The sequence below is a fragment of the Flavobacteriales bacterium genome (assembly GCA_016124845.1).
Taxonomy (GTDB): Bacteria; Bacteroidota; Bacteroidia; order UBA10329; family UBA10329; genus UBA10329.
This window is the reverse complement of sequence record WGMW01000004.1, coordinates 33,426-57,953: the sequence shown is the minus strand read 5'-3', so window position 1 is coordinate 57,953 and position 24,528 is coordinate 33,426. Positions and strand designations below refer to the sequence as shown.

Here is a 24,528-nt window from a genome sequence, read left to right as displayed (position 1 = left end):
TCGATACGGCAGGATTACGGCTTTTGTCAACCCAGCAGGATTCGAACCTGCACCCTCCGATTAAAAGTCGGATAGTCTACCGATTGAACCTATGGATTGATTGGCGGTGCCGAAGGGACTCGAACCCTCAACCGCCCGAGAGACAGTCGGGTGCTCTGGCCAATTGAGCTACGGCACCATGGTGAAGGAGATCAGGTAAAGATCTCCTTCAGTTGGTTGACAACCTGACCACCTCCAGAGAGGGTGATACTATTGATCTTATCCGCGATCTTCTCAACGTATTCCATCTCCTTCAGCTTGTACAGCATCTCGTTGTCTTCCATCAGCTTGGCGGTGTTCAGCAAGCTTCTGGTAGAGGCTGTTTCTTCCCTTCGGGTGATGATGTTGGCCTGTGCCTGTTTCTGCGCAATGAGAACACGGTTCATAATGTCCTTCACTTCGCCAGGCAGGATGATGTCCTTGATACCGCAATCTGCGATCTCGATACCAAGCACCACCGCTCGGGCTTTCACCTCTTTCAGCACGAAGTCGCTCACGGATTCCTTGCGTTCAAGCAGCTCGTCCAGATCCAGGCCTCCAACAAATTCACGCAATGCCATTTGCACGGCTACGTACAGTTGCTTCTCGAAGTCCTTGTTCTCAACAAGCGCCTTCTGTGCATCGGTCACCTTGTACTTCACGTTGAAGTTCACTCGCAAGGCAGCCTTGTCCTTGGTCAGAATTTCCTGACCTGGGATCTCCATTTGCTGCTGTCGCAGATCAACTTTCTGAAAGCTGATGGCATCGGTGTTCTTCCAGAAGTAGTACACACCCGCCTTCATTTCTTTCTTGAACTCACCATTCACGAACATCAGACCTTTCTCAAACGACTCGACCACAAAAACCCTCACGTAACGCAATACTTCAGGTTTGGTCAAGATGTCTTTCTCAACATCCGCTGCGATTTCGTAGTTCGAGAGGTCGATCAACTGAAAACGATGATCGATCACGCCTTTCCAGAAAGCGTACGAACCTGCGGTAAGCACACCTTTGAAAACGTCCTTCTCAAACTGAAGTGCTATCTGCGATTCTTTCACTTCCACCACTTCAAGCATGCTGACCAGTTCGGTGTTTCGCAAAAGAATGTTCAGGTTGATGGTGGAGTAGAAAGGCTGGGTCTGGTCGTAAAGTTTGACCTCGTCAAACAGACCGATCCAATGTACACCTTCGGTAATAACGCGTGTGAAATCGCCATACCTGAATACCAAACCAACTTTTCCGATGTTAATTCTTACTCGTTTCATCGTTTCTATTATTTATTCATCATTCATATTTCTCTTAAAAGAGAAGACCTTGCTGAGCCGATCATCTGGCAAAGGCGGAAGCTGCATTGAGCATGTTGCATTCGGACCAGTTTCTACAGATTCGGATGGATTTTTGAACGCGACATTTCGCATTCTCCATTCATCTCCCTCAACAGAAAGTGGCCTGAATTCCTCAAGCGGTATCCTGAAGCTTCAGAGCCTTTTTCAGACTGTTCGTCAACTGCAAGCAGTTTCGGAACCGACCAACTCAGCACGATCTTCTCGGGTGGTCATTTTTAGAAGTGACCGCTTCTCGATGATAGATTATGAGTCTATCTCAACCTGGATTAAACGTCCAGTGCTCTGGCCAGCTGAGCTACACCGATCTCTCGGTGGCAGGATTCGAACCTGCGCTTTTGGAGTTGCCATTCTACCATTGAACTAATTCCGTATTTCGGAATGAGGGATTCGAACCCCCATCAACAACGTGGCGGAAAACGGACATTGGATCGGGCAGTATCTGAACTTCCAACTGGAATCAGACTGCAGAGCCATACAGAAACCCGTGCCCGGGCCGTCACTTCTGTTGCTTTCCGTCTTTCCCTTTCGGGGAAAGGCCTTGCGTGCTAAGCACAATATTTTCAAAGAACCGTGGGAATGAAAGGATTCGAACCTATTCAGTTTGCACACCGGATTTACAGTCCGGCCCAGCTCTCCAACGCTGGCGCATTCCCAATTTGGTGGAGTAGAAAGGAATTGAACCTCTATCTTCCCGTTTTCAGCGGGACGCATTGACCATCTCTGCCACTGCTCCTTAATGTGGCCCTGACGCAACCTCTTCACTCTTCTGCGCCAGGGCCTTATTTCAATGAACTGGACAAAGATTTCTGACCCACTGCGCAGTCTTTTTGCGCAGTAGAAAATAATTTCTACTTTTTCAAAAATTAAGTTCAAAATGCCTGTAAATCGGAACGCGCTTATTCGCTACAAGACCATTGATAAGTGTTTGCAGAACCATTATCGCCAATGGACATTGGAAGATCTGATTGATGCCGTTTCGGATGCGTTGTATGAATATGAAGGCATTGACAAAGGCGTGAGCCGGAGAACGGTGCAGGGTGATATTCAGATGATGCGCAGCGATAAGTTGGGGTACAATGCGCCCATTGTTGTCACCGATAAGAAGTATTACACCTACGAAGACCGCGATTACAGTATCACCAACATTCCAATTACTGACCAAGACCTTGGTCGTTTGATGGAGACCGTGGAGTTTCTGAAGGAGTTCAAAGGGTTTTCGCACTTCAAGGAATTGGATGCGATGGTGCAGAAGCTCGAAGACCACGTTTACGCGCAGAAAACGCATCAGAAACCGGTGATCGATATGGAAAAGAATGAGAACCTGAAAGGGTTGGATTTCTTGGAGCCGCTGTATCAGGCCATCATCAAAAAGCACGTCATTCGGCTTACGTACCAATCATTCAAGGCACGTCATCCGCAGACATTCGAGTTTCATCCGTATCTGTTGAAGGAGTTCCGAAACCGTTGGTTTCTCATCGGAGCCAAGGGCAGACAGGCGCAACTTATGACTCCAGCCTTGGACAGAATAATTCAGATCGAGTATTCAGATGCTGTCTATTGGGATAGGCCTGATTTCAATGCCGAAGATTATTTCAGAGATGCGATCGGGGTTTCGGTCAGTCCATCTTTAAAGCCGATGGAGGTTGATTTTTTCGTGAATCACACGCATGCGCCATACGTGATGACGAAACCGTTGCACTGGTCACAACAGCTGCTGGAGAGAGACCATTACGGCATGACATTCAGAATTCATGTTCAGCACAATTTTGAGTTGGAGAAAGAACTTTTGGCCTTTGGAGATGGCTTGATGGTCATTAAACCGGAGCGACTCAAAAGAAGCATACGCGATAGATTGGAAGGGGCTATTGACCTCTATAATACCGATCTGAATGAAAAGGGGTTGATCAGTGCTTCGCGAAAGATGAAACACAAGGGTTTCGGAATTCTGAATCATGTGTATTCCCAGCGCGCCATCAAGCAGATGAACCGATTGTTGGAAAAGGCGTTTGACGCGGAGAGCAATCAGAATTATGTGAAGCGGGGCTTGCTCGAGGCCATTCCTGAGCTCAAGCCGATGTTGTTCAACAAGAATTTGCAGCGCGTGGTATCGTCTGTCGACCCGAAGGCGTTTTTGGTAAAAGCCATTTACATGAACAAGCAACCGAGTGCCAATTGGTCGGTAGGTTGGCATCAGGATAGAACCATTCATGTGAAGCAAAAAGCGGAGGTTGAAGGATTCACTGGCTGGGCCGAGCGCGATGATGTCATCAGCGTGCTGCCACCGGTCGAGATCAATCGCAACGTCTTCACCATTCGAGTTCATTTAGATGATGCGGACCGGGAGAATGGATGTTTGCGCGTAATGCCGGGAAGTCACAATAAAATTCTATCAACGGATGAGATAAAAACCATCACAGAAAACAGCATTCCGTACGATTGCGAAATTTCGGCAGGAGGCGTGTTGCTGATGAAGCCGTTGTTGCTTCACTCTTCCAATCGCTCAGCGAAACAGAAACCGAGAAGGGTGCTGCACTTGGAGTTTTCGTCCTCCGAATTGCCTGATGGTTTGGAGTGGGCGGAGAAAATGTAGATTGGTTGGTAGCCTCGACAGGAATCGAACCTGTATCAAAAGTTTAGGAAACTTCTATTCTATCCATTGAACTACGAAGCCATTATACCTACTGAATATCAGTAGTTTATATGATTATTGATTATCAAACATTCTTCATTTTTTGTAGAACATACTAGCTTTGTTTGACAATTGTTCGACAAAACTGATGAGTTCAAGTATCAAGGTCATATTTCGCAAAATTAGTAAAGATGACACTCTTGGCTACTTGTTCCTTCAGCGAGTTGAAAACCGCAAAAGCAGTGTAAGGTCATTAAAACTGCCTCCATTAGACATTAAGTACTGGGATAAGGTCAAACAAAGGGTCAAGAAGTCGGTTAAAATTGATTACCAGGGATACAACGACACTATTGAGCAGCACCTTTCGGTGGTGTTGGCTGATGGTAGGTCGTTCGACACATACGATGGTGCCAACAGTAAGGCATCATTTCTAGCGTTTTACCAAGGGTATTTGAACAGTGCGAAGCTGAAGGATAAAACGGGTACGCGAATAAAACTTCAGACCGTGTACAAAAAACTAAAGAAGTTCTTGGCATCGGAGAGCAAGACGGATTTGTTGTTCTCCGAGTTGACCCAAGATTTCTTAGACCAATTTCGGTTCTATATGAAGAAGGGGGGCATGGAATCCAATACTGCCACTCATTATCTCAAAATATTACAGGTTATCTATGGTCACGCGAAAAAGGACAAAAGCGTGATTGTTGGGAACAACCCTTTCTATTCATATGATTATGGGCGTAAACAACCGAAAAGGAAGGAAAGTTTGTACCGAGATGACATAACTAAACTTATAGATTCTAAAATTGATATTCCTCGCTTATCTAAGGCTCGCGACCTATTTCTATTTCAGTTCTTCACAGGTGGAATGAGGGTGTCAGACCTCGTTACTCTGAGGTATGGAAATCTTCATAATGGTAGAATCGTCTATAATATGTTCAAAACCAATGCGATTGTCGATATTGCTATTACGGACATCATTTTGGATTTATTAAAGCGGCTGCTGGGGCTTGAAGTGGATGTAAATGCTCCGATAGAGGCTCAGGCTGATGTTAGTGCACTCCAACAAGAACGGCTACGGCTTTTACAACAAATGCAATATGGCATGTTACCGACACCACCGTATGGGTTTCCAGATGAATTGATTGGAAATGTGCCACTTAGCGTAGCTATTGACAAGTCGTATTGGTTGCATTCAGCAAAGGTCATCATGTCTATGACATTGGAAGAACTAAAGACAGAACTGGGCTGTCTTTGTAAGTTTGTTGAATCAGAAGGACGTATCACGTATTCTTTATACAAGTTTGACTTTAGCTCTCTCTATGCGAACTATGAGCTATTCTACAAGAGCCTCGTCACGCAAATAAAAACCCGAATAGCCGAACTCAACAGGATTCATTTTGATAATAGCGTTGGCGTTATTAATGAGTTCGCAACAAACGAACGAACCTCCACTAGATTCGTTTTTGGAATGCTTAAAGATTCGGACTTTGCCAACGTTGGTAAGCAGAACGATTTCTCCATCATAGACGAACAGCAGTACCTAAAAGTCACCAAAGCTGGTATTGTTTACAATCGCCACCTGAAGCAGTTACAGAAGCACATTGGAATCGATAGGACGTTCAGCACTCATTTACCAAGGACTTCTTTTGCAAACATTATGATGAATTCTGGTGCTTCAACCATGGATGTTTCTAAAGCAATGGCACATTCTTCATTGGGTGTCACAGATGCATATCTTAAGACAGGGTTTAACGATGGTCGAACGGATAGTGTATTGAAAGCACTGGGAGACCAATTCGATTTGTGAATAGAAATGCGGTACAATCCATAACAAATTTCACCCGAATTCATCCAAATTGTGGAAAGTGTCAAAAATCCGTGATATGTTTGCTTTAGAACCGAACGGTTTGTTGTTTCTCCTGAATAACTGGTAGTCGTAACCTAAGCCAGTTGCCGATTCATCAGAAGCGTTGATGGTTATCCATCTAAAATTATGGTTACGCTCTAAAACCACATTTTCAGGCGTCCAAAACGTCACCACAAGACTGACCAAATGTTACGGTTTGTACTTGAAATATTCGGTTAATTAAGTCTCGGCAGACTTTTTCAGTCCGACATCGGTCTTTTGACTAAGACCGTCCTATTTATATATAAATAACCAAGTCACGCTAGAGGTCAAATGATACTCCGACTAGGGTGTGACATGGACTTAATTAAAGATTAAAGAATGATTAGAAAGGAAGAATACACAACTCAAGAGGTAGCAGAGAAAACAGACCTCAGTGTGAGACAAGTAAGGAAGATTGCAGCACAATTATCTGAGACCAAACCAGAAACTGTACTATACAAGGATGGCATGAACGGATGGAGAATACACGACATGCTAATACCTGTATTCAAGAGGCAACGAAAGCGAAAACGTAAGTTGCCAAGGTCATCAGGGTATTATTCGTTAACGATAGACCCAAACACACCGATTAGCGAAAGTGACATACACGAGCTTATCGGGTACGCAGTAAGAGGAATGGGATACAAGGACGTGGAAATCCACTACACCATCGAGCAGGGCTTGGTAAACAAGCATAATCACATTCATGCCTACTACAAAGCAGAAGACCGAAATCAGTTTGTACAACTATTGAAAACGGCATTTTCAGAAATGAACTATTACCAGCAAGAGGTTCACGACTTGGAACGATGGATAGAATACATCACCAAAACGGGGGTCTCCATAACCACTATTAAAACGAAAGATTATGAGTGAGAATTACGAATTAGACATATTTGACCAAGCCGTCTTACAATATGGTTATCCAAGGTTGTTCAGGGACTTGGAAGAGGCAAAAACTGCCACAGGGTCATACGCATGGTTGAAACAGATACCAGAGAAACGGAAGAAAGTTTTACGTGAGCTTTACCAACAAATTGAGTTTACACTACACCCCCCTGCCTACGATTGACGGGGAGGGGACCGGGGACTACGTAACCTAACTCATCGGTGATGAATGTAAATCATGTACAAAACACGGGTCATGTGCCTCGCAAATTTTTTGGAAAATCTGTACCAAAAAGGGGAGATATGAACACGTGTTCGCTATGATGAATTTGACGAATAACCTCCGCATCGTGGAGGACAATTGAAGAGGAAGTGATATGACAGATGACATAGACAGCAGAATAGCGGTTGCCGAGAAAAAAGTGGAGGTGGAAACCGATTTAGCTAAGAAAGAACGATACCGCAAACAGTTGATGATTCTAAAGCTGCGGAAAGAAATAGGACAGATTCAGCAACAACTAGAGATTTAATAAGAGGAAAGAGCCGCGTGATCACGCGGCTCTTTCCTTCATACCGATAATGATTTATACCATGCAATTAACCAAGGTCAACCAACTCGCTTAGTGTCATTCCGAGAGCCTCGGCAATAGCCTTTGCGGTTTCCAAAGTGGTGTTTATTGTGCCAGCTTCCACTCTTTTGATGGTTGACCTGTCCAGATTGCTAATGTCCGCCAGTTGGTATTGGCTTAGCCCCTTTTCAATTCGTAAACGTCTCACACGCTCCCCAAATGCCGTTCGAAATGTTACTTCCCGTTCAGATTCCATGAACTGGAAAGGTGCAAATGAGACCTCGACCCAATAGGTTCACATGTGAACCTATTTTTATATGTTTACGGGGAACTATTAATCCAAATCACAACACATGAAAAGAATCAATGCATTACCTCTACTGGTTGTCTCACTTCTGCTTGTATCATGCAGTCAGAATTCAAACCCATGTTGTCAATGTTCAGATGTGAACACTCCGATTTACGCCAATTATGAACAAGGCGTTTGCTGGGAAGACATTTCCGATAATAACCCACTGTTTGATGATGCCGAAGAATGGACAGACTGGGTGGAAAACGAACTTGGTGATGCACAAACCACCTGTTCATGTGATTGAACAAATATTAATGGAGAAAGCCGCGTGATCACGCGGCTTTCCCTCCAATTGTAATCCTTAGATTTAATGATGGTTTGGGTGATAAATGGAATCTTTCTTCTGCTGCTGCTTTACAGCATTTATTTGCTTCAGAAGTTCTATAGAGAGAATCAAGGGCACATAGCGAAAGTAGGTGTATGGGAGGCATTTACTAAGGGAAGGATGTCGATACTACTGGCTTCCATGTATATAACGTTGTGTTTAACACTTGTGGTGGTGATTGGGTTTGCTGAATTGACTGGTGGTGATTCCCCAAAAGCCATAGATTGTAGTAGTAGACCAGCAGACTATGACCGAGGCTTTGCGGCTGGTCAGATGGTTTCTGATATGGGTAGTGACTGTAGCAGTTGCTGTCATAGTTATGTTCAGAGACACAATCAATCAGCCAACTCACTTATAAATCCAACGCCCTGCTATTGCAAGGGATTTAAGGAGGGAGTGGAATCTAGGCGTTCCAAGTGAACAGAAGCATTTGGCTTATAAGAAAGCCGCGTGAATTACGCGGCTTTCTTCGTGCTTGAAAGAATTCGTTTTACCTTCTGAACCGTACCACTACTTTTTCCTGTGAGTTTCATAGTGATGCGAACCGATTGCCGTTGTCTCAAGTATTTTACCACGTCCGAATGTTTTTGGAGGGTTGTGGCATCGCTTTCGGTCGAACCTACCTTACGCCCCAGTTTACCACCATCACGGATATATTTTTCCCGTCCACTGTCCAATCTCGATTTTATCAACGATAGCTCCATTGAACTAAAGGCACTCGCGATACTAAGCGTACTCTGAATTAAGGCGTTCTGCGTTCCATCTGGAAGCAAGGTGTGCATACCGAAGTTATCTATGATTATGTTGATGTGGCGAGAATTGCAATTTTCTAGGAAGAGGGCAAACGATGAAATCTTACGAGAAATCCGTGAAATTTCGAGTGCGATGATATGCTTAACATCATTGGCAATGGCGTATTCCAATATCTCATCATTCACCTGGTCATTCTTAGTACCTGATTGGTAGTAGCTGAATTCTTTGACCAGAGTATACGATTGCCCATACTTAGACCGTAGTTCCTCTGACTGACGGGTTACATCCTGACGGTTCTCATTAGTAGAACACCTTGATATGATTATTGCTTTTTCTTTCATGGTACTAATGTAACTAATTTTATTACAAATTCAAAAACTATTGTATTCTTGGCTTCTTAGTGGCACGATGGTTGCAATCACGGACTTCTAAATAATTCTCCCCACCATGAGCAAAGAAGAACAGGAACATCAACCAGAAGCACGACCAGAAGACATCATTGAACAGTTAACCAAAGAGAATCAAGGACTGAAGCAGCAGGTTACTCAAATGACCTCAGTACTTGAGGAACAAGCCAAACAACTACAGCTTGCCGAGATAATAGAAAAGGTCACACCTGTATTCGGACAAATAGGCAAATCCCTTGCCGACCTGTTTAATCCCAAGTGGTGGAAGTACGCGTTCGATTTAGCAACTATTCTGGCTGTGGTAATACCAATATGCATTCTTGGATATACCGAGAACATTACCGACTGTACGCTAGGAACATTATTTGGAAGTATAATCGGGTACGCGTTAGCAAGATTTCGAAAAGGTATAGAGTAAGGTTAAAAGGTGTATCAGGAGTTTCAAAAGAATAAACGAGATACGCTCTAGCTCGCTGTATCTTTCCTGTCTCAAGGATTTTTTGATACACCAGCACGTTTGATACGGTTTAACCCAATGAATGACGGTCAACAGGACGAACTAGGTAAGGCAATTCTCGTTTACAGCTTGGTGGTTTTAGCGATTGTATTGGTTTTTTGCGCTTGGGAGTTCCTGTCAAGCGGAATGGGGCTTCTTGAATTTCTTCAGCATAGGTGAAACATTTTGACATTTCCTTCTAATAGTATCAAGGGACACTGGTTCCGAGATACTTTATAAACGAAATCTTCAAAGCAATGGAAGAAGTAATTAGACTATTTAACCATGGGCATTTTGCTCAGGTTGAACCAATTTTTCACAGGTCGTTCAATGACATTGATGACATCGATGAACACATCAACGCACCTGTACAACGAATCATTCCAGAAGGGCTATCAATAATTGAAGTTCCAATGGACGACTTGGTACAGCACTTTGATGAATTGTACGCCCCAATCGTGAGGGAACCACATCTTTTTAGACGTGACCAAATCCGAGAAACCCTATGCGAGATTCTTTTGGAATGGGAAGAGGCTGTTCCACTAACACCACCTATGGTGCTGTTTAGAGACAAGCATTTCCAAGCCCATCCAATGCCTAACAAGATTTGGGTTCATGACGGCAAACATCGATTGAGTGTTGCTCATGCGCTAGGCGCTGAAAGAATCGTGGTCATAGTTCCAACCCATCAGGTTGAGCAATTCAGTACAACATTCAATGATGTCATTGTCATTGAAGAGTAAATGTGATGAATCGGATCACGCTATGCGTGATCCGATTTCAATTATTTTCTAGCTGCGTAAACATAAAAGAGCGGTACCTTAAATGTTTGACAATAAGCTCGATAAAAACTTGCTTACTTATTTGAAAATCAATGTGTTATATTGACCAAGTTTAGGAAACTTCTATTCTATCCATTGAACTACGAGGCCATTGCCGAAAGGCGGGGCAAAAATAACCCCTTCTAACTTATGGATGAGCCATTGGCTACCGCTTGGCTCGGAAGCAAAAAAGACAGTTTTCCATCAGGACTTTCTGCCATCAGGATCATGCCTTGGCTGGTAATGCCTTTGATGTCGCGTGGGGCGAGGTTGGCCAACAGACAGACCTGTTTTCCGATAATTTCTTCGGGCGAGTAGAATTCTGCAATTCCGGAAACAACGGTACGTTGATCAGAACCCGTATCCACTTTCAGTTTGAGCAGCTTTTTGGTTTTCGCCACTTTTTCAGCTTCAAGTATGGTCGCTATGCGGATGTCGAGTTTTTGGAAAACATCGAAGGTGGTTTCCGGTTTGGCAGGCTCCAGCTCAATTGGTTTGGCCGCTGCCGAAGCTTCCTTCAGCTTATTCACTTGCTTCTCAACCTCTTCATCCTCAAACTTGGTGAAAAGCAGTTCGGCCTTGTTCAATTGATGATCTTCGGTGATGGTGCTTTCCGCATTCCAATTCGGTGCTGAAACATTAAGGATTTGAGCAAGTTTTTCGGAAGTGTTTGGCAAGAATGGAGCAATCAAATTCTTTAAATGCTCGGCAATCGCCAGTGAGGTTGCAATGACCTTTTTAGCCGCAGCTTCGTCTATTTTGATTGTCTTCCAAGGTTCGTTATCGGCCAGATATTTATTGCCGATACGAGACACGTTCATGGCTTCGCTCAATGCCTGACGAAAATTGAACTTGTCTAAATTCTCCGAAACCTTACCGTAGTGGGTTTTCACTTCATCCAACACATCTTGGTCGAAGTCAGAAGTGGGAACTTTTCCTTCAAAGTACTTGTGCGTAAGCACCACGGCACGGTTCACGAAGTTGCCCAGAATGGCCACCAACTCGTTATTGTTCCGTGCCTGATAATCAGCCCACGTGAACTCGCTGTCCTTGTTTTCTGGAAGAATAGAAGTGATACAATAACGCAACGCGTCAATCCTGTCTGGATATTCCTCCAAGTACTCATGCAACCAAACTGCCCAGTTGCGCGAAGTGGAAAGCTTCTGTCCTTCCAGATTCAAGAACTCGTTGGCGGGAACATTATTTGGCAGAACGAACTCGCCATGTGCTTTCAGCAAAATGGGGAAGATGATGCAATGGAAAACAATATTGTCCTTGCCGATGAAATGCACCAAACGCGTTTCCTCGTCTTTCCAGTACGTTTCCCAGTTCTTGCCATTGTCGAGCGCCCACTGCTTGGTGGCACTGATGTAACCTATGGGTGCATCCAACCAAACGTAAAGCACTTTCCCTTCAGCACCTTCAACTGGAACGCGGACACCCCAATCGAGGTCGCGTGTCATGGCGCGCGGTTGCAATCCACCATCGATCCATGAATTGCACTGTCCGACCACGTGGTTTTTCCACTCTTTGGGGTTGTGATGCTGCTTGCCTTCGAGCGTTCCCTGGTTGATCCATTCCTTCAACCATTGTTCGTGGTCCTGCATGGGCAAGTACCAGTGCTTGGTGGTTTTCAAAACGGGTTTACTGCCACTAAGTGTTGATTTCGGGTCGATGAGCTCTGTTGGGCTCAACGCACTTCCGCAATTCTCGCATTGATCACCAAATGCGGAATCGTGGCCACATTTCGGACACGTTCCTGTGATGTATCGGTCGGCCAGGAACTGCTGCGCCTCCTCATCAAAATACTGCTCGCTTTCCTGAACGGTGAACGCATCTTTTTCCAGCAGTTCCAAAAAGTAGTTGGAAGCCGTTTCGTGATGCAACTTCGAGGACGTTCGATGATAGATGTCGAAATCAATTCCAAAATCGGCAAAGGATTTTCGGATGATCGCATCGTAGCGGTCAACTACTTCCTGTGGCGTAATTCCTTCTTTTTTGGCCTTGATGGTAATGGCCGCTCCGTGCTCATCCGAACCACACACGAAAAGCACATCTTCACCCTTCAAACGCATATACCGAACGTAAATGTCGGATGGCAGGTAAGCGCCTGCCAAGTGACCCAAATGGATGGGGCCGTTGGCGTATGGCAGTGCGGCTGTGATCAGATGTCGTTTGTATGCGGTCAAAGCTTGTTAATTTGGCCTGCGAAGATAGCAATACGAGTACGCATGAATGAAGAGCCCGTCCTAATGCTGAGCTTTCATTCGTTCTGTGGACAGCGCACCTGTCCATATTTGTCAAATACGGACATCGAGCTTATCTTTGAGAGGTATTTCAAAAGAAGGAAACTATGAACGTCAGTTTCACGGAAAAGCAGGAAAAGTACATCGCTGAGCAGATCAAATCGGGCGATTTTCAGAATGCCAGCGAGGTAGTGCGCGATGCGCTCAGACTGCATGAGGCCCTGAGAAACCGTATGATCGAGGATCTGAGAAAGGAAATCGAGAAAGGATGGTCTGGGCCAGCAAGCAAGCGCAGTGTCAAGGATATTATCAAGACCCGAACCCGTTAGTCAGGTTCGTAGCATGTTCAGCAAAAAAGGACATTTTGAAATTTCTCTTCCAGCGGATGAAGACCTGGAAGAAATATTCATCTATACGGAAGAGGAATTCGGAACGGATCAGGCCGTTGAGTATCTGACGGAACTTGATACCGTCTTCTATCAATTGGTGGGCAATCCCGAACTCGGCAGGGAAAGGAATGAGATAAAGAAAGGTCTGCGGAGTTTTCCTTCGGGCTCGCATGTCGTGTTCTATCGCATCCTCGCAGACCACGTCAGAATTGTTCGCGTGCTGCATGGAAGCCGTGATCTGCCAAGACATTTCTAAGTTCGCAGTCGCATGAAAATTCCACCATTTCTTAAACCTGGAAGCACAATCGGTATCGTTGCAACAGCACGTAAACTGACCTGGGAAGAAGTAGAACCGACCATTGGTGTTTTGGCTGATGCAGGTTTCACGGTTCGAACGGGACAACGCATGTTCGGGGCGCAGAATCAGTTTTCGGGAAGTGATGAAGATCGGGCTGCCGACATGCAGCGCATGTTGGATGACCCCGACATCAACGCCATTCTTTGTGCACGCGGTGGTTATGGAACGGTACGAATCATTGACAAACTTGATTTCTCGGAGTTTGTGAAGCACCCGAAATGGCTGTGCGGATTCAGCGATATCACTGTTCTGCATGCGCACATCAACCAGAATTACGGGGTTGCAACGTTGCACAGTTCCATGCCTTTGAGCATGAAAGATCTGCCCGAAGACCATGTGCAGATCACCACACTCATCAACTCGTTGAAAGGTGATTTACCGAGCTACGAATTTGCATCGCATCCGCTCAACCGAAATGGTGTAATGGAAGGCGAGATTGTTGGTGGAAATCTGTCGGTTCTGTATTCCATTCTTGGTTCAAAATCAGGCATCAAAACAGATGGAAAAATTCTGTTTTTGGAAGATCTGGATGAGTATCTCTATCACATTGATCGCATGATGATGAACCTCAAACGCAACGGGAAATTGGACAACTTGAAAGGTTTGATCATTGGCGGCATGAGCGACATGAACGACAATGCGATTCCGTTCGGTAAAACGGCTGAAGAGATCATTCGCGCAGCGGTGGAAGAATACGATTATCCCATTTGTTTCAATTTCCCCGCAGGGCATATTGACGACAACCGCGCACTTGTTTTAGGCAAAAAAGCCGCTGTCCGAATTACAGACAGCGGCTCGCAGTTCCAATATGTATCGTAATTAGCGCTCTACCTTCTCAAACCCTTCTGGAATTTTGAAAAGCGCATCGTCCAACTTCTTGTTCTCGATCTTATCTACCTGAAGGAAACCTTTCTTATCGCGCAAAAGCGTGTTTTCTTGAGCCAACAGCGGTAGCTTATTGTCCAAGTTCGGAATCTCCATGTAGTAGGTGGAGAAATTGTCTTTTCGGTTCAGGATCTTCAACAGCTTTGGGAAGAATGCATAATCGCCTTCCGTTACCCAATACATGATCTCGCGATCCGCATCCTTGTTCTTTACACGGTACTGCGAACAGTTCATGCCATGTATGGAACGCTTCAGTTGTCCTTCGATCACTTCAGAGCCCGAAGCACTTGCTTTGTCTAAGCTGCCTGGGCGGTTCATATACAGATTACGCTCGTGGCTCAAAGCGGTCATATCGCCCGTTTCCAAGTTTACCAATAACGTGGCCACCAACTTATCGCTTCCCTCTACGATCTCATCTATCCGAACCATGTTTCCCTTCACGTGGTACGCATACTGCGTCACATCCATCATGTTTGACTTTGTGAAGTATATCGATCCCTCAAATCCTTGGGCAAACGCGCCAAGTGAGACGATTGTTAGAAGGCCTGCGGCCAGCAGATTCCCGATTCGCATGAGCAGAGTTTTTGTGCGTTTTCAGTTTATGGTCGGGCGGCTTTACGTGATTGATGTCTCAAAGGTTTCCTTTACCTTCAAGATTCATTGAAATCAAATGGCCGACCACAACAAACTTGGAGAGAAAGGGGAGAACCTTGCGGTGAAGGAACTTCTGAAAAAAGGCTATTCCATTCTGGATGAGAACTGGCGCAGCGGCCGAAACGAACTCGATATTGTGGCTCGAATTGGCAACACCATTGTTTTTGTGGAAGTGAAAACGCGCTCCACAGACTTTTTCGGTGATCCGAGCGAGGCCGTTTCGATGGCTAAGCAGAAACGCATCATTCAGGCGGCAAACGATTATTTGCAGCAACACGAACTGGAACTGGAAGCCCGATTCGATGTCATTTCCATTGTGGCCACCGCCAAAGAAACCAGCATCGACCACATGGAAGACGCATTCTATCCTCTGGCCTAAACTATCTTTGCGCACGCAATGAGAGAACAAGGAAAAAAGCCGTTCGGCAAACGCGGTCAGGGTCGGCCCAACGAAGAAGGCCGCGACAGAAAACCATTCGCATCGGGCGACCGCAAGAAGTTCGGAGAAGGTGGAGAAAGACCGAAAAAGCGTTTCTCCGATTCCAAGCCAGCGGGAAAACCGCGCTTGGGAGGAAAAGGCAAGAAACGTCCCGTAGAGGTGGAAGGTGCCAATCCGCTACCGCGCCTCAATCAATACATCGCCAAGGCGGGTGTTTGTTCGAGACGCGAGGCCGATGAGCTCATTGCCACAGGGAAGATCGAGGTGAACGGGAAAGTGGTTCGAGAAATGGGTTATCGCGTGCAGCGCGATGATAAAGTGAAGTACGAAGGGAAGTTGCTGCGAGGCGAAGAGCTGCGTTATCTGCTGCTTAACAAACCCAAGAATTTCATTACCACCACATCTGACGAAAAAGGCCGCAAAACGGTGATGGATCTGGTGAAGAATGCCTGTTCGGAGCGCATCTATCCAGTTGGAAGATTGGATAAGGATACAACAGGATTGTTGCTTTTTACCAACGATGGCGATCTGGCCAAAAAGCTCACGCATCCTTCAAGCCTCGTAAAGAAGATCTACCACGTGTATCTCGACAAACCGATGACCGAGGAACACTTGGACGCCATGAATGAAGGCGTGGAGTTGGAAGACGGCTTCATGCAGCCCGATATTGTGAATTATGTGCAGGAACAACCGAACGGAACCGAACTGGGAATTCAACTCCATTCAGGCCGAAACCGTATTGTGCGAAGGCTTTTCGAGCATTTCGGTTACAAGGTCATTCGGCTCGACCGCTCACTCTTTGCCAACCTCACCAAAAAGGACATTCCGCGCGGGAAATGGCGTTTCTTACGGGACAATGAAGTGACCATGTTGAAGCAGGTGGCGGGGAAAACGGCTAAGAAGGGCAAGGCAAAACCTTAATCGTCTTTTTTCTTCTCTGGATCGGGTAGCGGGGTCATCGGGCGTTTGTCTTTGCCGCTGCGGTTGCCCACCGAGCCGCCCCAAAGGCCGATCTGTGGGTCGCGGTGCTGCTTTTCGCCCACAAATGGCGAACGCGTGCTGGCAAAAGGAGTGTATTCGCTTCGTGCCTGTTTGGCGCGTTTCTTCTTGGATCGGAATTCGCTTTTCTGCTTCTTGCTGCTGTTGAAGCGTTTCTCCGTGGAACGCACCGCAAACTGCGAATCGATGTTCACGCGTTTGGTCTTTCTGCGGTAGGCGAACTCATCAAAATCATGGAACTGCTTGCTGCGCCTTTCACGTGTGGCAAACTCATCAAAACTTCGGAACCGACCTTTTCGTTTGTTCCGCGTAGCGAATTCATCCTTGTCGTAATAATTTCCTTTGCCTCGGCCTTTGCTTGCAAACTCGTCATAGTCGCGGAAAAGCTTCTTGCGGCTTGTCTTCACGCTGAAAGGATCCTTGTTGGAGAACCCTGAACCCGAACGTTTCTTGGCCACAAAGAAATCGCCCATCCGTGTCTTCTTTCGGTTGTGGCGCACGGCCGAACTGAAACCTGCCAAACGGTCCTTTTTGTTCACGTTTACCTGCGTAAATCCCATGGCAGGACACGCGATCTGGCCGAAGGCCACATCTGCTGCCAACGAGCACAGAAACGTTATGATTACAAGGATTCGCAACAAAACCGAAAAGCAAGGCAAGTTAGTGACTATCAATTAATTGACTTCAATGCTAACTTTAGGATGGGAAAAGTCAATGTCATGGGAAAAAGTATACAACTGTCCATGCTGCTTACGTTTTTGGTGTCGCAATTGTTCGGGCAGCAAACGAATATGGTAGCTGTTTCGGAGGAAGAATCGATGTGGGGAGAACCTTCCACCACTATGGACCGATCATCGCGTCCAAGTTTGGAATTGGGGTTTGCACCCAACCCGTTTGCGGGAGAGATCACGGTCAATCTCACCTTGCCTGAGAGCGGAAAGGTTTCGCTGAAAGTGTTCGATATTCTCGGTCAGGAAGTGGAGACCGTGGCCAACGAATACATGACCGAAGGACCGCATACGCTGAAGTATCTGGGCAGCGACCTTCCCGCAGGGCGGTACTATTTTCATCTTTCCGCAGGCGGGAAAGTCGTCATCAAACAGGTGCTGAAGAAGAATTAGTCGTTGTCCACATCAAATTTCATCTCTATCACGACCATCTTGCAAAGATTGATGTTCTGTTCTTCGCACAGATCAGCTATCGGGTTGAGGAAGGCCAAGACATTTTCGAATGAATCTTCATCGATGTGTGTCTGAATTTCGAGTTTATTACTGGCATTGTCCTCCCAAGGCTCAACATTCGTAAGCAGCGTTGATTCAAGTTTATGGGTGTTTGCCCACTTTTCAAGTGCTTCTAATTTGGAAAGATCCTTCCCATAGATTCCAATTTCAAGGGATTCAAGGACAGAAGGGTTTTCGCTGCCATTGTCGTACGATTTTCTCAGCTGCTCTTCCCAATCTGCTCTACAAGTGCTCTTGGACGATTGTCCATTCACGATAAATGAAAAGGACACCAGAAATAAGATGGAAATAAGTCGTTTCATGTTTATAGGTCTCTGTGGTTGGTCTTAAAACCGATGAGGGCATGACAGGGGTCAATTCCCAGCTGCTCACATTTTTTCCGAACGCGATTCAGGAACAGCATGACCAACTCAAACCGATCTTCCTGCAATCGCGATTCCAAATGGATGTAGTTGGTGGTTTCATTATCGATCTCTACATCGGTTCTGATCTCGCTGACACATTTTTCTGATCGGGCCCAAGACTCCAACATGCGCAGTTTGGAGATGTCTGAATTTCTGATGCCGACAACAATGGTATCACGGATCAGAATCTGAAATGGTGGGTTTTCCTTGAGTTCATTGTTCGATTTGTTGTACCACAATTTAATGTGGTCTTCCGAAAGCATTTTACATGTGTCCTGCGGTTCAGAAAAACCAAGTTGTGCGAAGCACAAGCAAATGAAAATGGAGCCGAGTTGTTTCATGGGAATCGAATTAGATGAACCAAGTTACTGATTATCAGTACAACTACATTAATCGGTCAACCACGTTTGGCCGCCTGATTGGCCTCTTTGATCGCCACGTTCAGCAGTTTGAAATCGGGTTTGCCGTTTTGCGTCACCAAATGGTCGGTCATGACGATGGCGCGTCTGATCTTGATCTCCGAACTCTTCACATTGTCGCTCCAGTAGATCAAGGTGCGCTGCGTGCCTTTGGTCAGTTTGTGGAAAAGCTCGTCCGCTTCTGGGTTCTGATCCAGCACTTCGCGAAGCTCCTCACTCATCGGCACACCGTATTCCGAACGGTCTTTTTCCAGTTCAACGGAAATCGTTTCGCCACGCACCAGACCGAGTTTTTTCACGCGTTCGCTGTTCAGCAGAATGCGATGCCCGCCCATGCCATCGCCATAAATGGCGCAATGATATTTGACCGCTCCGTTCACCGTGGTAACAACCCTTCGGTCGTTGCCTTCGATCAACTGCACGGCAATCTCGTTCGGCACCGAAAAGAACCAATGGTACAGGTCCGAATTGTCGTCTTTGGCAAGTTGTGTTGTGAATCTCATCCGTGCTTCCTCCAAAAATAAGGAGTGAAGAGAATAAGTACGGTGAACAGTTCCAAACGACCGATGAGCATGAGAATGGACAATAACCACTTGGCACCCGAAGAAAGCCACGAAAAATTATCTGTAGGGCCAACATGGCCGATGCCAGGACCCACGTTACCGAGCGATGTGGCCACAGCTCCCATGGCGGTGTCGAGGTCAACTCCAAGTGTTGTGATGATAATGGAGCCAATGGCGAAAATGAGAATGTACATCATGATGAATGCCACCACGTTGTAGGTTATGGACTGTTCCACCGCCCGTTTGTTCAACCGCACAGGAATGATGGCAGAAGGGTGCAATTGACGCTTCAGTTCCAAGAAACTGTTCTTGAAAAGAATGATGTGGCGCACCACTTTTACACCACCTGCTGTGGAACCTGCCGAACCACCAATGAACAGCAGCATGAAGAATACGATGGTCAGAAATGGAGTCCAACTGGTGTAATCGGCCGATACGAAACCTGTGGTTGTGATAAGAGAAACGACCTGAAACAGCGAATCGCGGAACGCCTTTTCAACGCCTTCATCGATCACGTTGGCCACCACAACGGTAGCCGCAATCGATACGAGAGCGGTAATGCCCGCATAGTACCTGAATTCTTCATTTTCAATGACCTTCTTTATCTGACCTGTTATTCCGAAATAGGTCAACGTAAAGCTTGTTCCTGCCAAGAACATGAATACGATGATGACATATTGAATGGCTGGCGAAAATTCGGCAGCACTGCTGTTGTAAGTCGAAAATCCACCTGTGGCCATGGTTGTCAGTGCGTGGTTCAGCGAATCAAACCAACCCATGCCTGCAACTTTCAGCGCAATGAATTCAGCAACCGTCAATCCCAAATAGACCAACCACAGTCTCTTGGCAGTATCGCGGATCTTCGGTGCCAATTTATCAGGCTTCAGGCCAGGTGATTCGGCCACAAAAAGCTGCATGCCACCAATTCCCAACACGGGAAGAATGGCCACGGCCAGCACAATAATTCCCATTCCACCGATCCACTGCGTCATGCTTCGCCAAAGCAGAATGTCGCGCGGAATGATATCAAGGTCGTTGATGATGGACGCGCCCGTTGTGGTGTAACCCGACATGGTTTCGAAGAACGCATCGGTAAAGTGTGGCACGCTGCCGCTCATCACATAAGGAAGCGTACCCGAAAGCGACATTACCAACCAACCGAATGATACAATAAGGAAACCTTCGCGCTTGCGGATGTTCGGTTTCTCCTGAGAGCGGGTCAAGGCCCACGTCAGCAGTCCAGTACCAAGCGTTGCGCAGGCCGAAAAACCGATGGGAACAAGATCGTGCGCATTGTAATAGAGCGAAGCAGGAAGACAAAGGACCATGAACAGTCCGTTGAAGACCAGCAGCAGACCCAGTACATGAAGAACTACACGGTAGTTGTTGTTCATCTCAAAGAGGAAATTAGAAACTGGAAAAAGGAAAAACGGACCGACCAAATGGTCATTTTATACTTCATGTTTCAATTTTCAGCTTTAAAAATTACGACTGTAAATAGTGGAATAGATATTTTTTGAGCCACGGATGAACACTGATTTTTTCACAGATCATCTGCGTTTGTTCTGTGAAAATCTGTGCATCTGTGGCTTATTCATGTTGTTTGTGAATACAGGCGAATTATCAGATCAAAAATAGCTTTCGACCTTGTGGATGCAGGTTGGGCGTGAAACCACCACCACGTGATCCAATGGCTCGAAGACGAAATCTCCGTTCGGAGTAAAGCTTTTTCCGTGGCGGATGACACCGCCCACAATGGCCGACTTTGGGAAGTTGATGCCCTTGAGCACTTTGCCAACCAACTGCGATTTTTCGCTGACCTCGAACTCCACAACTTCCGCATCCACGCCATGCAGACTGGTGAGCGAAAGCACTTCGCCCTTACGAATGTGGCGGAAAATGAAATTGGCCGCAATCAGTTTTTTGTTGATCATGGTGTCGACACCGATGTTCTGCGAAAGGTGGATGTAATCCATGTTCTCCACCAGCGCAATGGTCTTACGTACACCGTGGTTCTTGGCCACGAGGCACGAGATGATGTTGGTCTCAGAGTTATCGGTCACGGCAATGAACGCATCCATCTGATCGATACCTTCCTCTTGAAGCAGTTCCACATCGCTTCCATCTCCGTTGATCACCAGCGTGCCTTGCAGCTGATCGGCCAGTTCAAAACAGCGGTCCTTGTCCGCTTCTATCAACTTCACATTGAACTTCAGACTGAGTTTCTTGGCCGTGTGCATTCCCACCTCGTTGCCACCTATCACCATCACGTTCTTAATGCGTCTGCGCTCCTTGCCCGATAGCGAGAGAATATGCTCCATGGCATCTTGCTGCGCAATGAAATACACGTGATCGCCCACGTGGAAACTCACATCGCCACGCGGAATGATGGTCTCATTCTTACGTAGAATGGCAACGGTCAAAAAATTATTTTCAGGGTTCAGATAAGCGGCTTCCGAAACCGTTTTTCCAGCCAGCGGACTGGTCTCTTCAATGGAGATTCCTGCCAGGTTCAGCAATCCGCGGTCGAACTCATACGAGTCGGTGAACGCTACTTCTTTCAACAGTCGTTTTATCTCGCGTGCTGCCAGCGTTTCGGTGCTGATGATCTCGTCAATGCCAAGTTCTTCCAGGTCGAGTTTCTCCTTTTTCAGTAGAAACTCCGTGTTCCGAACGCGGGCAATGGTCCGTTTGGCACCCAGATGTTTGGCAATGATGCACGTGCTGATGTTGGCCTCTTCCGAGTTGGTGGCCGCGATCACCAGATCGGCCTTGAAAACGTTCGCCTCCTCCAAAATGGTGTAAGAGATGGAGTTCCCACGGATGGTGGAAATATCCAAGTGGTCGGCCGCATATTTCAGTTTATCGGCATCTGTATCGATCAGGGCAATGTCCTGATTCTCCTGTGTGAGCAGCTTTGCGAGGTGAAAACCCACATCTCCTGCCCCTGCAATGATTATTCGCATGGTTGAAATGTGGTGCAAAGGTATAAGCCACAGCATTAACTACGCGATTCGCGTGATCAAAAACGTAGGATTAGCAGAAACGCCATCGGCCTGCAGTGTTCAAATGCAAATCACCCAACTTTCCCACCATTAACTGTGGGTTTTAAGAGTTCAGTGTTCTCAATCCACACTACAAGATAAGGGTTTGCGCTATCAACCCTTTTCATAACAAGCAAGAATGGTGAGTCGAAGATTAAATGCTTTGGGGTTGGCTTTTCTATTTGAGCAGGAGCTTCTTCGGTGGCAACTCCATATTCAACCACGCTTTCAACTTCAGCACCTTCTTCATCCAATCGCAATCCAATTCTTTGATACGCCTTGTCAATTTGAAATGTATCGGTGTCCGCACTAAATCGATTTCCGATTAGGTTGTCGAAGTTTTTATCCAAATTGAATTCGACAACCGGAATATTAAGCAGGTCTGATTCAAGGAAAAGCAATTTCCAAGGTTCCATTTTATGTGTGGATTCTTTATCTGAAATCTTAGCTTGATAAAAGGAATACAAATCTCGAATTGATTTCACTTCAGGTGCGGTGGAGGTAAAAAGTAGTATCTCATGGGCGGAAGATTTCGGCTTTAACCTTACCGCAAAGTCATTATCATTTAGGTAATAAAGAATCTGGACTTGATCTATTAATTCCTCATCATAACCATAGCCCCCAACGATTCAACAACCGTGTTTTTGAATACAAGCTCTGAATGGTTGCGCTTGAACTTCTTGGCAAACGGTAGTGACTTCTTGAATACCGCTGTTACAGAAATTAAGGTTTCATCAACCGTGGCTGCAACGTCAATTTCATTATCTGAGATTGAATTCTCAAAAGAGGTGGCCTCGTTCAACCACATCAACTGACTATGAGCTTCAGGTATTGTCAATGGTCGATTTATTATCTGTTTTACTTGGTTCCAAGCATATTCCCCAGTGGAACAATAGATCTGCGTTTTTTGAAGGTCAACAGGTTGTTCGATCGTAAGCACAAACTCAGTTTGCTTTAAGGAATCCAAAGAGATGACATCTGGAAGCGGGTTGTCCTCGTTGCATCCAAAGTAGAGCGGAACCAAAAGGAGTATATAACCGTGTTTTTTCATTTCGAGATTATGGTTCCTCTAAGTTAATCTCGATTGTGAATATCATACATCGTTAACTTCGCCCCTATGAAATTCCCTGGCGTTGTCCGTTCGAAATTGCCGCAGCAAGGCACTACCATTTTTACGGTGATGAGCGGTCTGGCGCGCGAAACAGGTGCCATCAATCTCTCGCAAGGATTTCCTGATTTCAGCATCCCGAAACGATTGGTCGAGCTCACGCATCAGTACATGCTGAAAGGGTTCAATCAGTATTCGCCCATGCAGGGCGTGATTTCGCTCCGCGAAAAGTTGGCGGAGAAAGTGGAAGAGCTCTATTCGGCCAAGTACGATCCCGAAACGGAGATCAACATTACGGCTGGTGCCACGCAGGCCATTTACACGGCCATCTCGGCCTTCATCAACGAAGGCGATGAGGTCATCATTTTTGAGCCAGCATACGATTGCTATGTGCCAGCCATCGAGATCCATGGCGGCAAGGCCATGTACATTCAGATGAACCTTTCGGGCGAACTGATCGATTGGGAAAAAGTAAAACGCCTTATCAATCAGCGTACGCGGATGATCATCATCAACACGCCTCACAACCCTTCGGGGCGCGTGATGAGTGCGGCCGACATGCTCAAGCTGCAAAAGCTTACGGACAACACCGACATCATCATCTTGAGCGATGAGGTGTATGAGCACATCATTTTCGATGGGTTGGAACATCAGAGCGTGGCGCGCTATCCGAAGCTGGCGGAGCGTTCCATCATCGTTTCATCTTTCGGGAAAACGTATCATAACACGGGTTGGAAGATCGGCCATGTGTTGGCACCGAAGGAGCTGATGACAGAGTTCAGGAAGGTGCATCAGTTCAATGTGTTTTCGGTGAACACGCCTGCGCAACACGCGCTGGCCGAGTTCCTCAACGACCGCGAACATTATCTGGAACTCGGTAGTTTCTATCAGGAAAAACGCGACCGTTTTGTGCAGCTGCTTTCAGGTTCGCGTTTCAAGATCAGGCCAAGTGAAGGAACCTACTTTCAGTTGTTGGACTATTCCAAAATATCAGACGAAAAAGACACCGAATACGCGGTGCGAATGACCAAGGAGTTCGGGGTGGCATCCATTCCCGTTTCTGTGTTCTATCACGAGAAAAATGACGACCATTTTCTCCGTTTCTGCTTTGCGAAAGAGGACGAAACCTTGGAGAAAGCGGCAGAAAAACTGGTTAAATTATGAGCCAGCGATGGTTTGAAACGACCCCCTCGTCCGCCTCGGGCGGACACTCCCCCTTTCATGGGGGAGAATTGGTGGGTACATCTGAGCTCTGCGAAGAATCATGGCTCCCCTCCTTGATAGGAG

26 protein-coding genes and 6 tRNA genes are annotated in these 24,528 nt (G+C 46.2%); 13 read left to right on the top strand and 19 right to left on the bottom strand.

The features are described 5' to 3' along the window. Positions 1 to 26: 26 nt before the first annotated feature. The 6 genes from GC178_01540 to GC178_01515 form a co-directional block, all read right to left on the bottom strand. A tRNA-Lys gene (locus tag GC178_01540) sits at positions 27 to 99 on the bottom strand. A 2-nt stretch (positions 100 to 101) separates the two neighbouring features. Continuing rightward, positions 102 to 178: transfer RNA gene (locus GC178_01535), tRNA-Asp, on the bottom strand. 13 nt (positions 179 to 191) lie between these two features. Further along, positions 192 to 1,283 (bottom strand): slipin family protein, encoded by a 1,092-nt coding sequence (locus GC178_01530; GenBank protein ID MBI1286235.1) that lies wholly within the window; start codon positions 1,281 to 1,283, stop codon positions 192 to 194. A 394-nt stretch (positions 1,284 to 1,677) separates the two neighbouring features. Beyond that, positions 1,678 to 1,726, bottom strand: a tRNA-OTHER gene (locus GC178_01525). A gap of 209 nt (positions 1,727 to 1,935) precedes the next feature. Further along, a tRNA-Tyr gene (locus GC178_01520) sits at positions 1,936 to 2,017 on the bottom strand. Between the two features lie 4 nt (positions 2,018 to 2,021). Next, positions 2,022 to 2,097 (bottom strand) — tRNA-Phe (locus tag GC178_01515). A 141-nt stretch (positions 2,098 to 2,238) separates the two neighbouring features. Between GC178_01515 and GC178_01510 the strand changes: the two genes are divergently transcribed. After that, positions 2,239 to 3,954 (top strand): WYL domain-containing protein, encoded by a 1,716-nt coding sequence (locus tag GC178_01510; GenBank protein MBI1286234.1) that lies wholly within the window; start codon positions 2,239 to 2,241, stop codon positions 3,952 to 3,954. Between the two features lie 6 nt (positions 3,955 to 3,960). Here the strand turns inward: GC178_01510 and GC178_01505 are convergent. Next, a tRNA-Arg gene (locus GC178_01505) sits at positions 3,961 to 4,035 on the bottom strand. A 106-nt stretch (positions 4,036 to 4,141) separates the two neighbouring features. On the opposite strand from GC178_01505, the gene GC178_01500 reads away from it, so the two are divergent. After that, the gene (locus GC178_01500; protein MBI1286233.1) at positions 4,142 to 5,800 is read left to right on the top strand and encodes a tyrosine-type recombinase/integrase; all 1,659 of its coding nucleotides are present in this window, start codon (positions 4,142 to 4,144) and stop codon (positions 5,798 to 5,800) included. A 420-nt stretch (positions 5,801 to 6,220) separates the two neighbouring features. Continuing rightward, complete coding sequence (locus tag GC178_01495; protein ID MBI1286232.1) at positions 6,221 to 6,757, top strand: hypothetical protein; 537 nt, start codon at positions 6,221 to 6,223, stop codon at positions 6,755 to 6,757. A gap of 609 nt (positions 6,758 to 7,366) precedes the next feature. Here GC178_01495 and GC178_01490 read toward each other — a convergent pair. Beyond that, positions 7,367 to 7,594 (bottom strand): helix-turn-helix domain-containing protein, encoded by a 228-nt coding sequence (locus tag GC178_01490; GenBank protein MBI1286231.1) that lies wholly within the window; start codon positions 7,592 to 7,594, stop codon positions 7,367 to 7,369. A 97-nt stretch (positions 7,595 to 7,691) separates the two neighbouring features. Between GC178_01490 and GC178_01485 the strand changes: the two genes are divergently transcribed. Next, positions 7,692 to 7,934 (top strand): hypothetical protein, encoded by a 243-nt coding sequence (locus GC178_01485; protein MBI1286230.1) that lies wholly within the window; start codon positions 7,692 to 7,694, stop codon positions 7,932 to 7,934. 536 nt (positions 7,935 to 8,470) lie between these two features. Here GC178_01485 and GC178_01480 read toward each other — a convergent pair. Continuing rightward, positions 8,471 to 9,109 (bottom strand): hypothetical protein, encoded by a 639-nt coding sequence (locus GC178_01480; protein MBI1286229.1) that lies wholly within the window; start codon positions 9,107 to 9,109, stop codon positions 8,471 to 8,473. A 106-nt stretch (positions 9,110 to 9,215) separates the two neighbouring features. On the opposite strand from GC178_01480, the gene GC178_01475 reads away from it, so the two are divergent. Together GC178_01475 and GC178_01470 are read left to right on the top strand one after the other, a co-directional pair. Further along, entirely contained in the window at positions 9,216 to 9,593 is a 378-nt protein-coding gene (locus GC178_01475) for a hypothetical protein (GenBank protein ID MBI1286228.1), read from the top strand. 335 nt (positions 9,594 to 9,928) lie between these two features. Continuing rightward, complete coding sequence (locus tag GC178_01470) at positions 9,929 to 10,414, top strand: hypothetical protein (GenBank protein MBI1286227.1); 486 nt, start codon at positions 9,929 to 9,931, stop codon at positions 10,412 to 10,414. 221 nt (positions 10,415 to 10,635) lie between these two features. Here GC178_01470 and metG read toward each other — a convergent pair whose 3' ends face one another. Continuing rightward, positions 10,636 to 12,681, bottom strand: coding sequence for a methionine--tRNA ligase (gene metG, locus GC178_01465; GenBank protein MBI1286226.1), 2,046 nt, complete (start codon positions 12,679 to 12,681; stop codon positions 10,636 to 10,638). A 164-nt stretch (positions 12,682 to 12,845) separates the two neighbouring features. Here metG and GC178_01460 point away from each other — a divergent pair, with 164 nt between their 5' ends. From GC178_01460 to GC178_01450, 3 genes are read left to right on the top strand one after another with little or no spacing between them, the layout of a single operon-like run. Further along, a complete protein-coding gene (locus GC178_01460; GenBank protein ID MBI1286225.1) occupies positions 12,846 to 13,067 on the top strand; it encodes a type II toxin-antitoxin system ParD family antitoxin in 222 nt (73 codons plus the stop codon). Between the two features lie 13 nt (positions 13,068 to 13,080). Beyond that, a complete protein-coding gene (locus GC178_01455) occupies positions 13,081 to 13,383 on the top strand; it encodes a type II toxin-antitoxin system RelE/ParE family toxin (GenBank protein ID MBI1286224.1) in 303 nt (100 codons plus the stop codon). Positions 13,384 to 13,395: 12 nt separating this feature from the next. Further along, the gene (locus GC178_01450) at positions 13,396 to 14,304 is read left to right on the top strand and encodes an LD-carboxypeptidase (protein ID MBI1286223.1); all 909 of its coding nucleotides are present in this window, start codon (positions 13,396 to 13,398) and stop codon (positions 14,302 to 14,304) included. Here the strand turns inward: GC178_01450 and GC178_01445 are convergent, their stop codons facing one another. Continuing rightward, a complete protein-coding gene (locus tag GC178_01445; GenBank protein MBI1286222.1) occupies positions 14,305 to 14,943 on the bottom strand; it encodes a DUF4412 domain-containing protein in 639 nt (212 codons plus the stop codon). Between the two features lie 97 nt (positions 14,944 to 15,040). Between GC178_01445 and GC178_01440 the strand changes: the two genes are divergently transcribed. Together GC178_01440 and GC178_01435 are read left to right on the top strand one after the other, a co-directional pair. Then, on the top strand, positions 15,041 to 15,403 hold the full coding sequence (locus GC178_01440) for a YraN family protein (GenBank protein MBI1286221.1): 363 nt from the start codon (positions 15,041 to 15,043) through the stop codon (positions 15,401 to 15,403). An 18-nt stretch (positions 15,404 to 15,421) separates the two neighbouring features. Then, on the top strand, positions 15,422 to 16,384 hold the full coding sequence (locus GC178_01435; GenBank protein MBI1286220.1) for a pseudouridine synthase: 963 nt from the start codon (positions 15,422 to 15,424) through the stop codon (positions 16,382 to 16,384). On the opposite strand, the gene GC178_01430 is transcribed toward GC178_01435, so the two are convergent. Next, complete coding sequence (locus tag GC178_01430) at positions 16,381 to 17,100, bottom strand: hypothetical protein (GenBank protein ID MBI1286219.1); 720 nt, start codon at positions 17,098 to 17,100, stop codon at positions 16,381 to 16,383. The genes GC178_01435 and GC178_01430 overlap by 4 nt on opposite strands. Positions 17,101 to 17,163: 63 nt before the next feature. Between GC178_01430 and GC178_01425 the strand changes: the two genes are divergently transcribed. Beyond that, a complete protein-coding gene (locus tag GC178_01425) occupies positions 17,164 to 17,583 on the top strand; it encodes a T9SS type A sorting domain-containing protein (GenBank protein ID MBI1286218.1) in 420 nt (139 codons plus the stop codon). Here GC178_01425 and GC178_01420 read toward each other — a convergent pair. The 7 genes from GC178_01420 to GC178_01390 all read right to left on the bottom strand — a co-directional run bounded on the left by GC178_01420 (position 17,580) and on the right by GC178_01390 (position 23,184). Beyond that, complete coding sequence (locus tag GC178_01420) at positions 17,580 to 18,005, bottom strand: hypothetical protein (GenBank protein MBI1286217.1); 426 nt, start codon at positions 18,003 to 18,005, stop codon at positions 17,580 to 17,582. The genes GC178_01425 and GC178_01420 overlap by 4 nt on opposite strands. Before the next feature lie 2 nt (positions 18,006 to 18,007). Further along, positions 18,008 to 18,448 (bottom strand): hypothetical protein, encoded by a 441-nt coding sequence (locus GC178_01415; GenBank protein ID MBI1286216.1) that lies wholly within the window; start codon positions 18,446 to 18,448, stop codon positions 18,008 to 18,010. A gap of 56 nt (positions 18,449 to 18,504) precedes the next feature. Next, the gene (locus GC178_01410; GenBank protein ID MBI1286215.1) at positions 18,505 to 19,029 is read right to left on the bottom strand and encodes a DUF1905 domain-containing protein; all 525 of its coding nucleotides are present in this window, start codon (positions 19,027 to 19,029) and stop codon (positions 18,505 to 18,507) included. Beyond that, positions 19,026 to 20,483 (bottom strand): TrkH family potassium uptake protein, encoded by a 1,458-nt coding sequence (locus GC178_01405; protein MBI1286214.1) that lies wholly within the window; start codon positions 20,481 to 20,483, stop codon positions 19,026 to 19,028. Before GC178_01405 ends, GC178_01410 begins: the two co-directional genes overlap by 4 nt. A 234-nt stretch (positions 20,484 to 20,717) precedes the next feature. Next, entirely contained in the window at positions 20,718 to 22,055 is a 1,338-nt protein-coding gene (gene trkA, locus GC178_01400) for a Trk system potassium transporter TrkA (protein MBI1286213.1), read from the bottom strand. 110 nt (positions 22,056 to 22,165) lie between these two features. Further along, the gene (locus tag GC178_01395) at positions 22,166 to 22,618 is read right to left on the bottom strand and encodes a hypothetical protein (GenBank protein ID MBI1286212.1); all 453 of its coding nucleotides are present in this window, start codon (positions 22,616 to 22,618) and stop codon (positions 22,166 to 22,168) included. Positions 22,619 to 22,728: 110 nt separating this feature from the next. Further along, positions 22,729 to 23,184 carry a hypothetical protein gene (locus GC178_01390; protein MBI1286211.1) on the bottom strand — a complete coding sequence of 152 codons (456 nt, stop codon included), beginning with the start codon at positions 23,182 to 23,184 and terminating at the stop codon, positions 22,729 to 22,731. Positions 23,185 to 23,250: 66 nt separating this feature from the next. Between GC178_01390 and GC178_01385 the strand changes: the two genes are divergently transcribed. Further along, on the top strand, positions 23,251 to 24,405 hold the full coding sequence (locus GC178_01385) for an aminotransferase class I/II-fold pyridoxal phosphate-dependent enzyme (GenBank protein MBI1286210.1): 1,155 nt from the start codon (positions 23,251 to 23,253) through the stop codon (positions 24,403 to 24,405). The last annotated feature ends 123 nt before the right edge of the window (positions 24,406 to 24,528 follow it).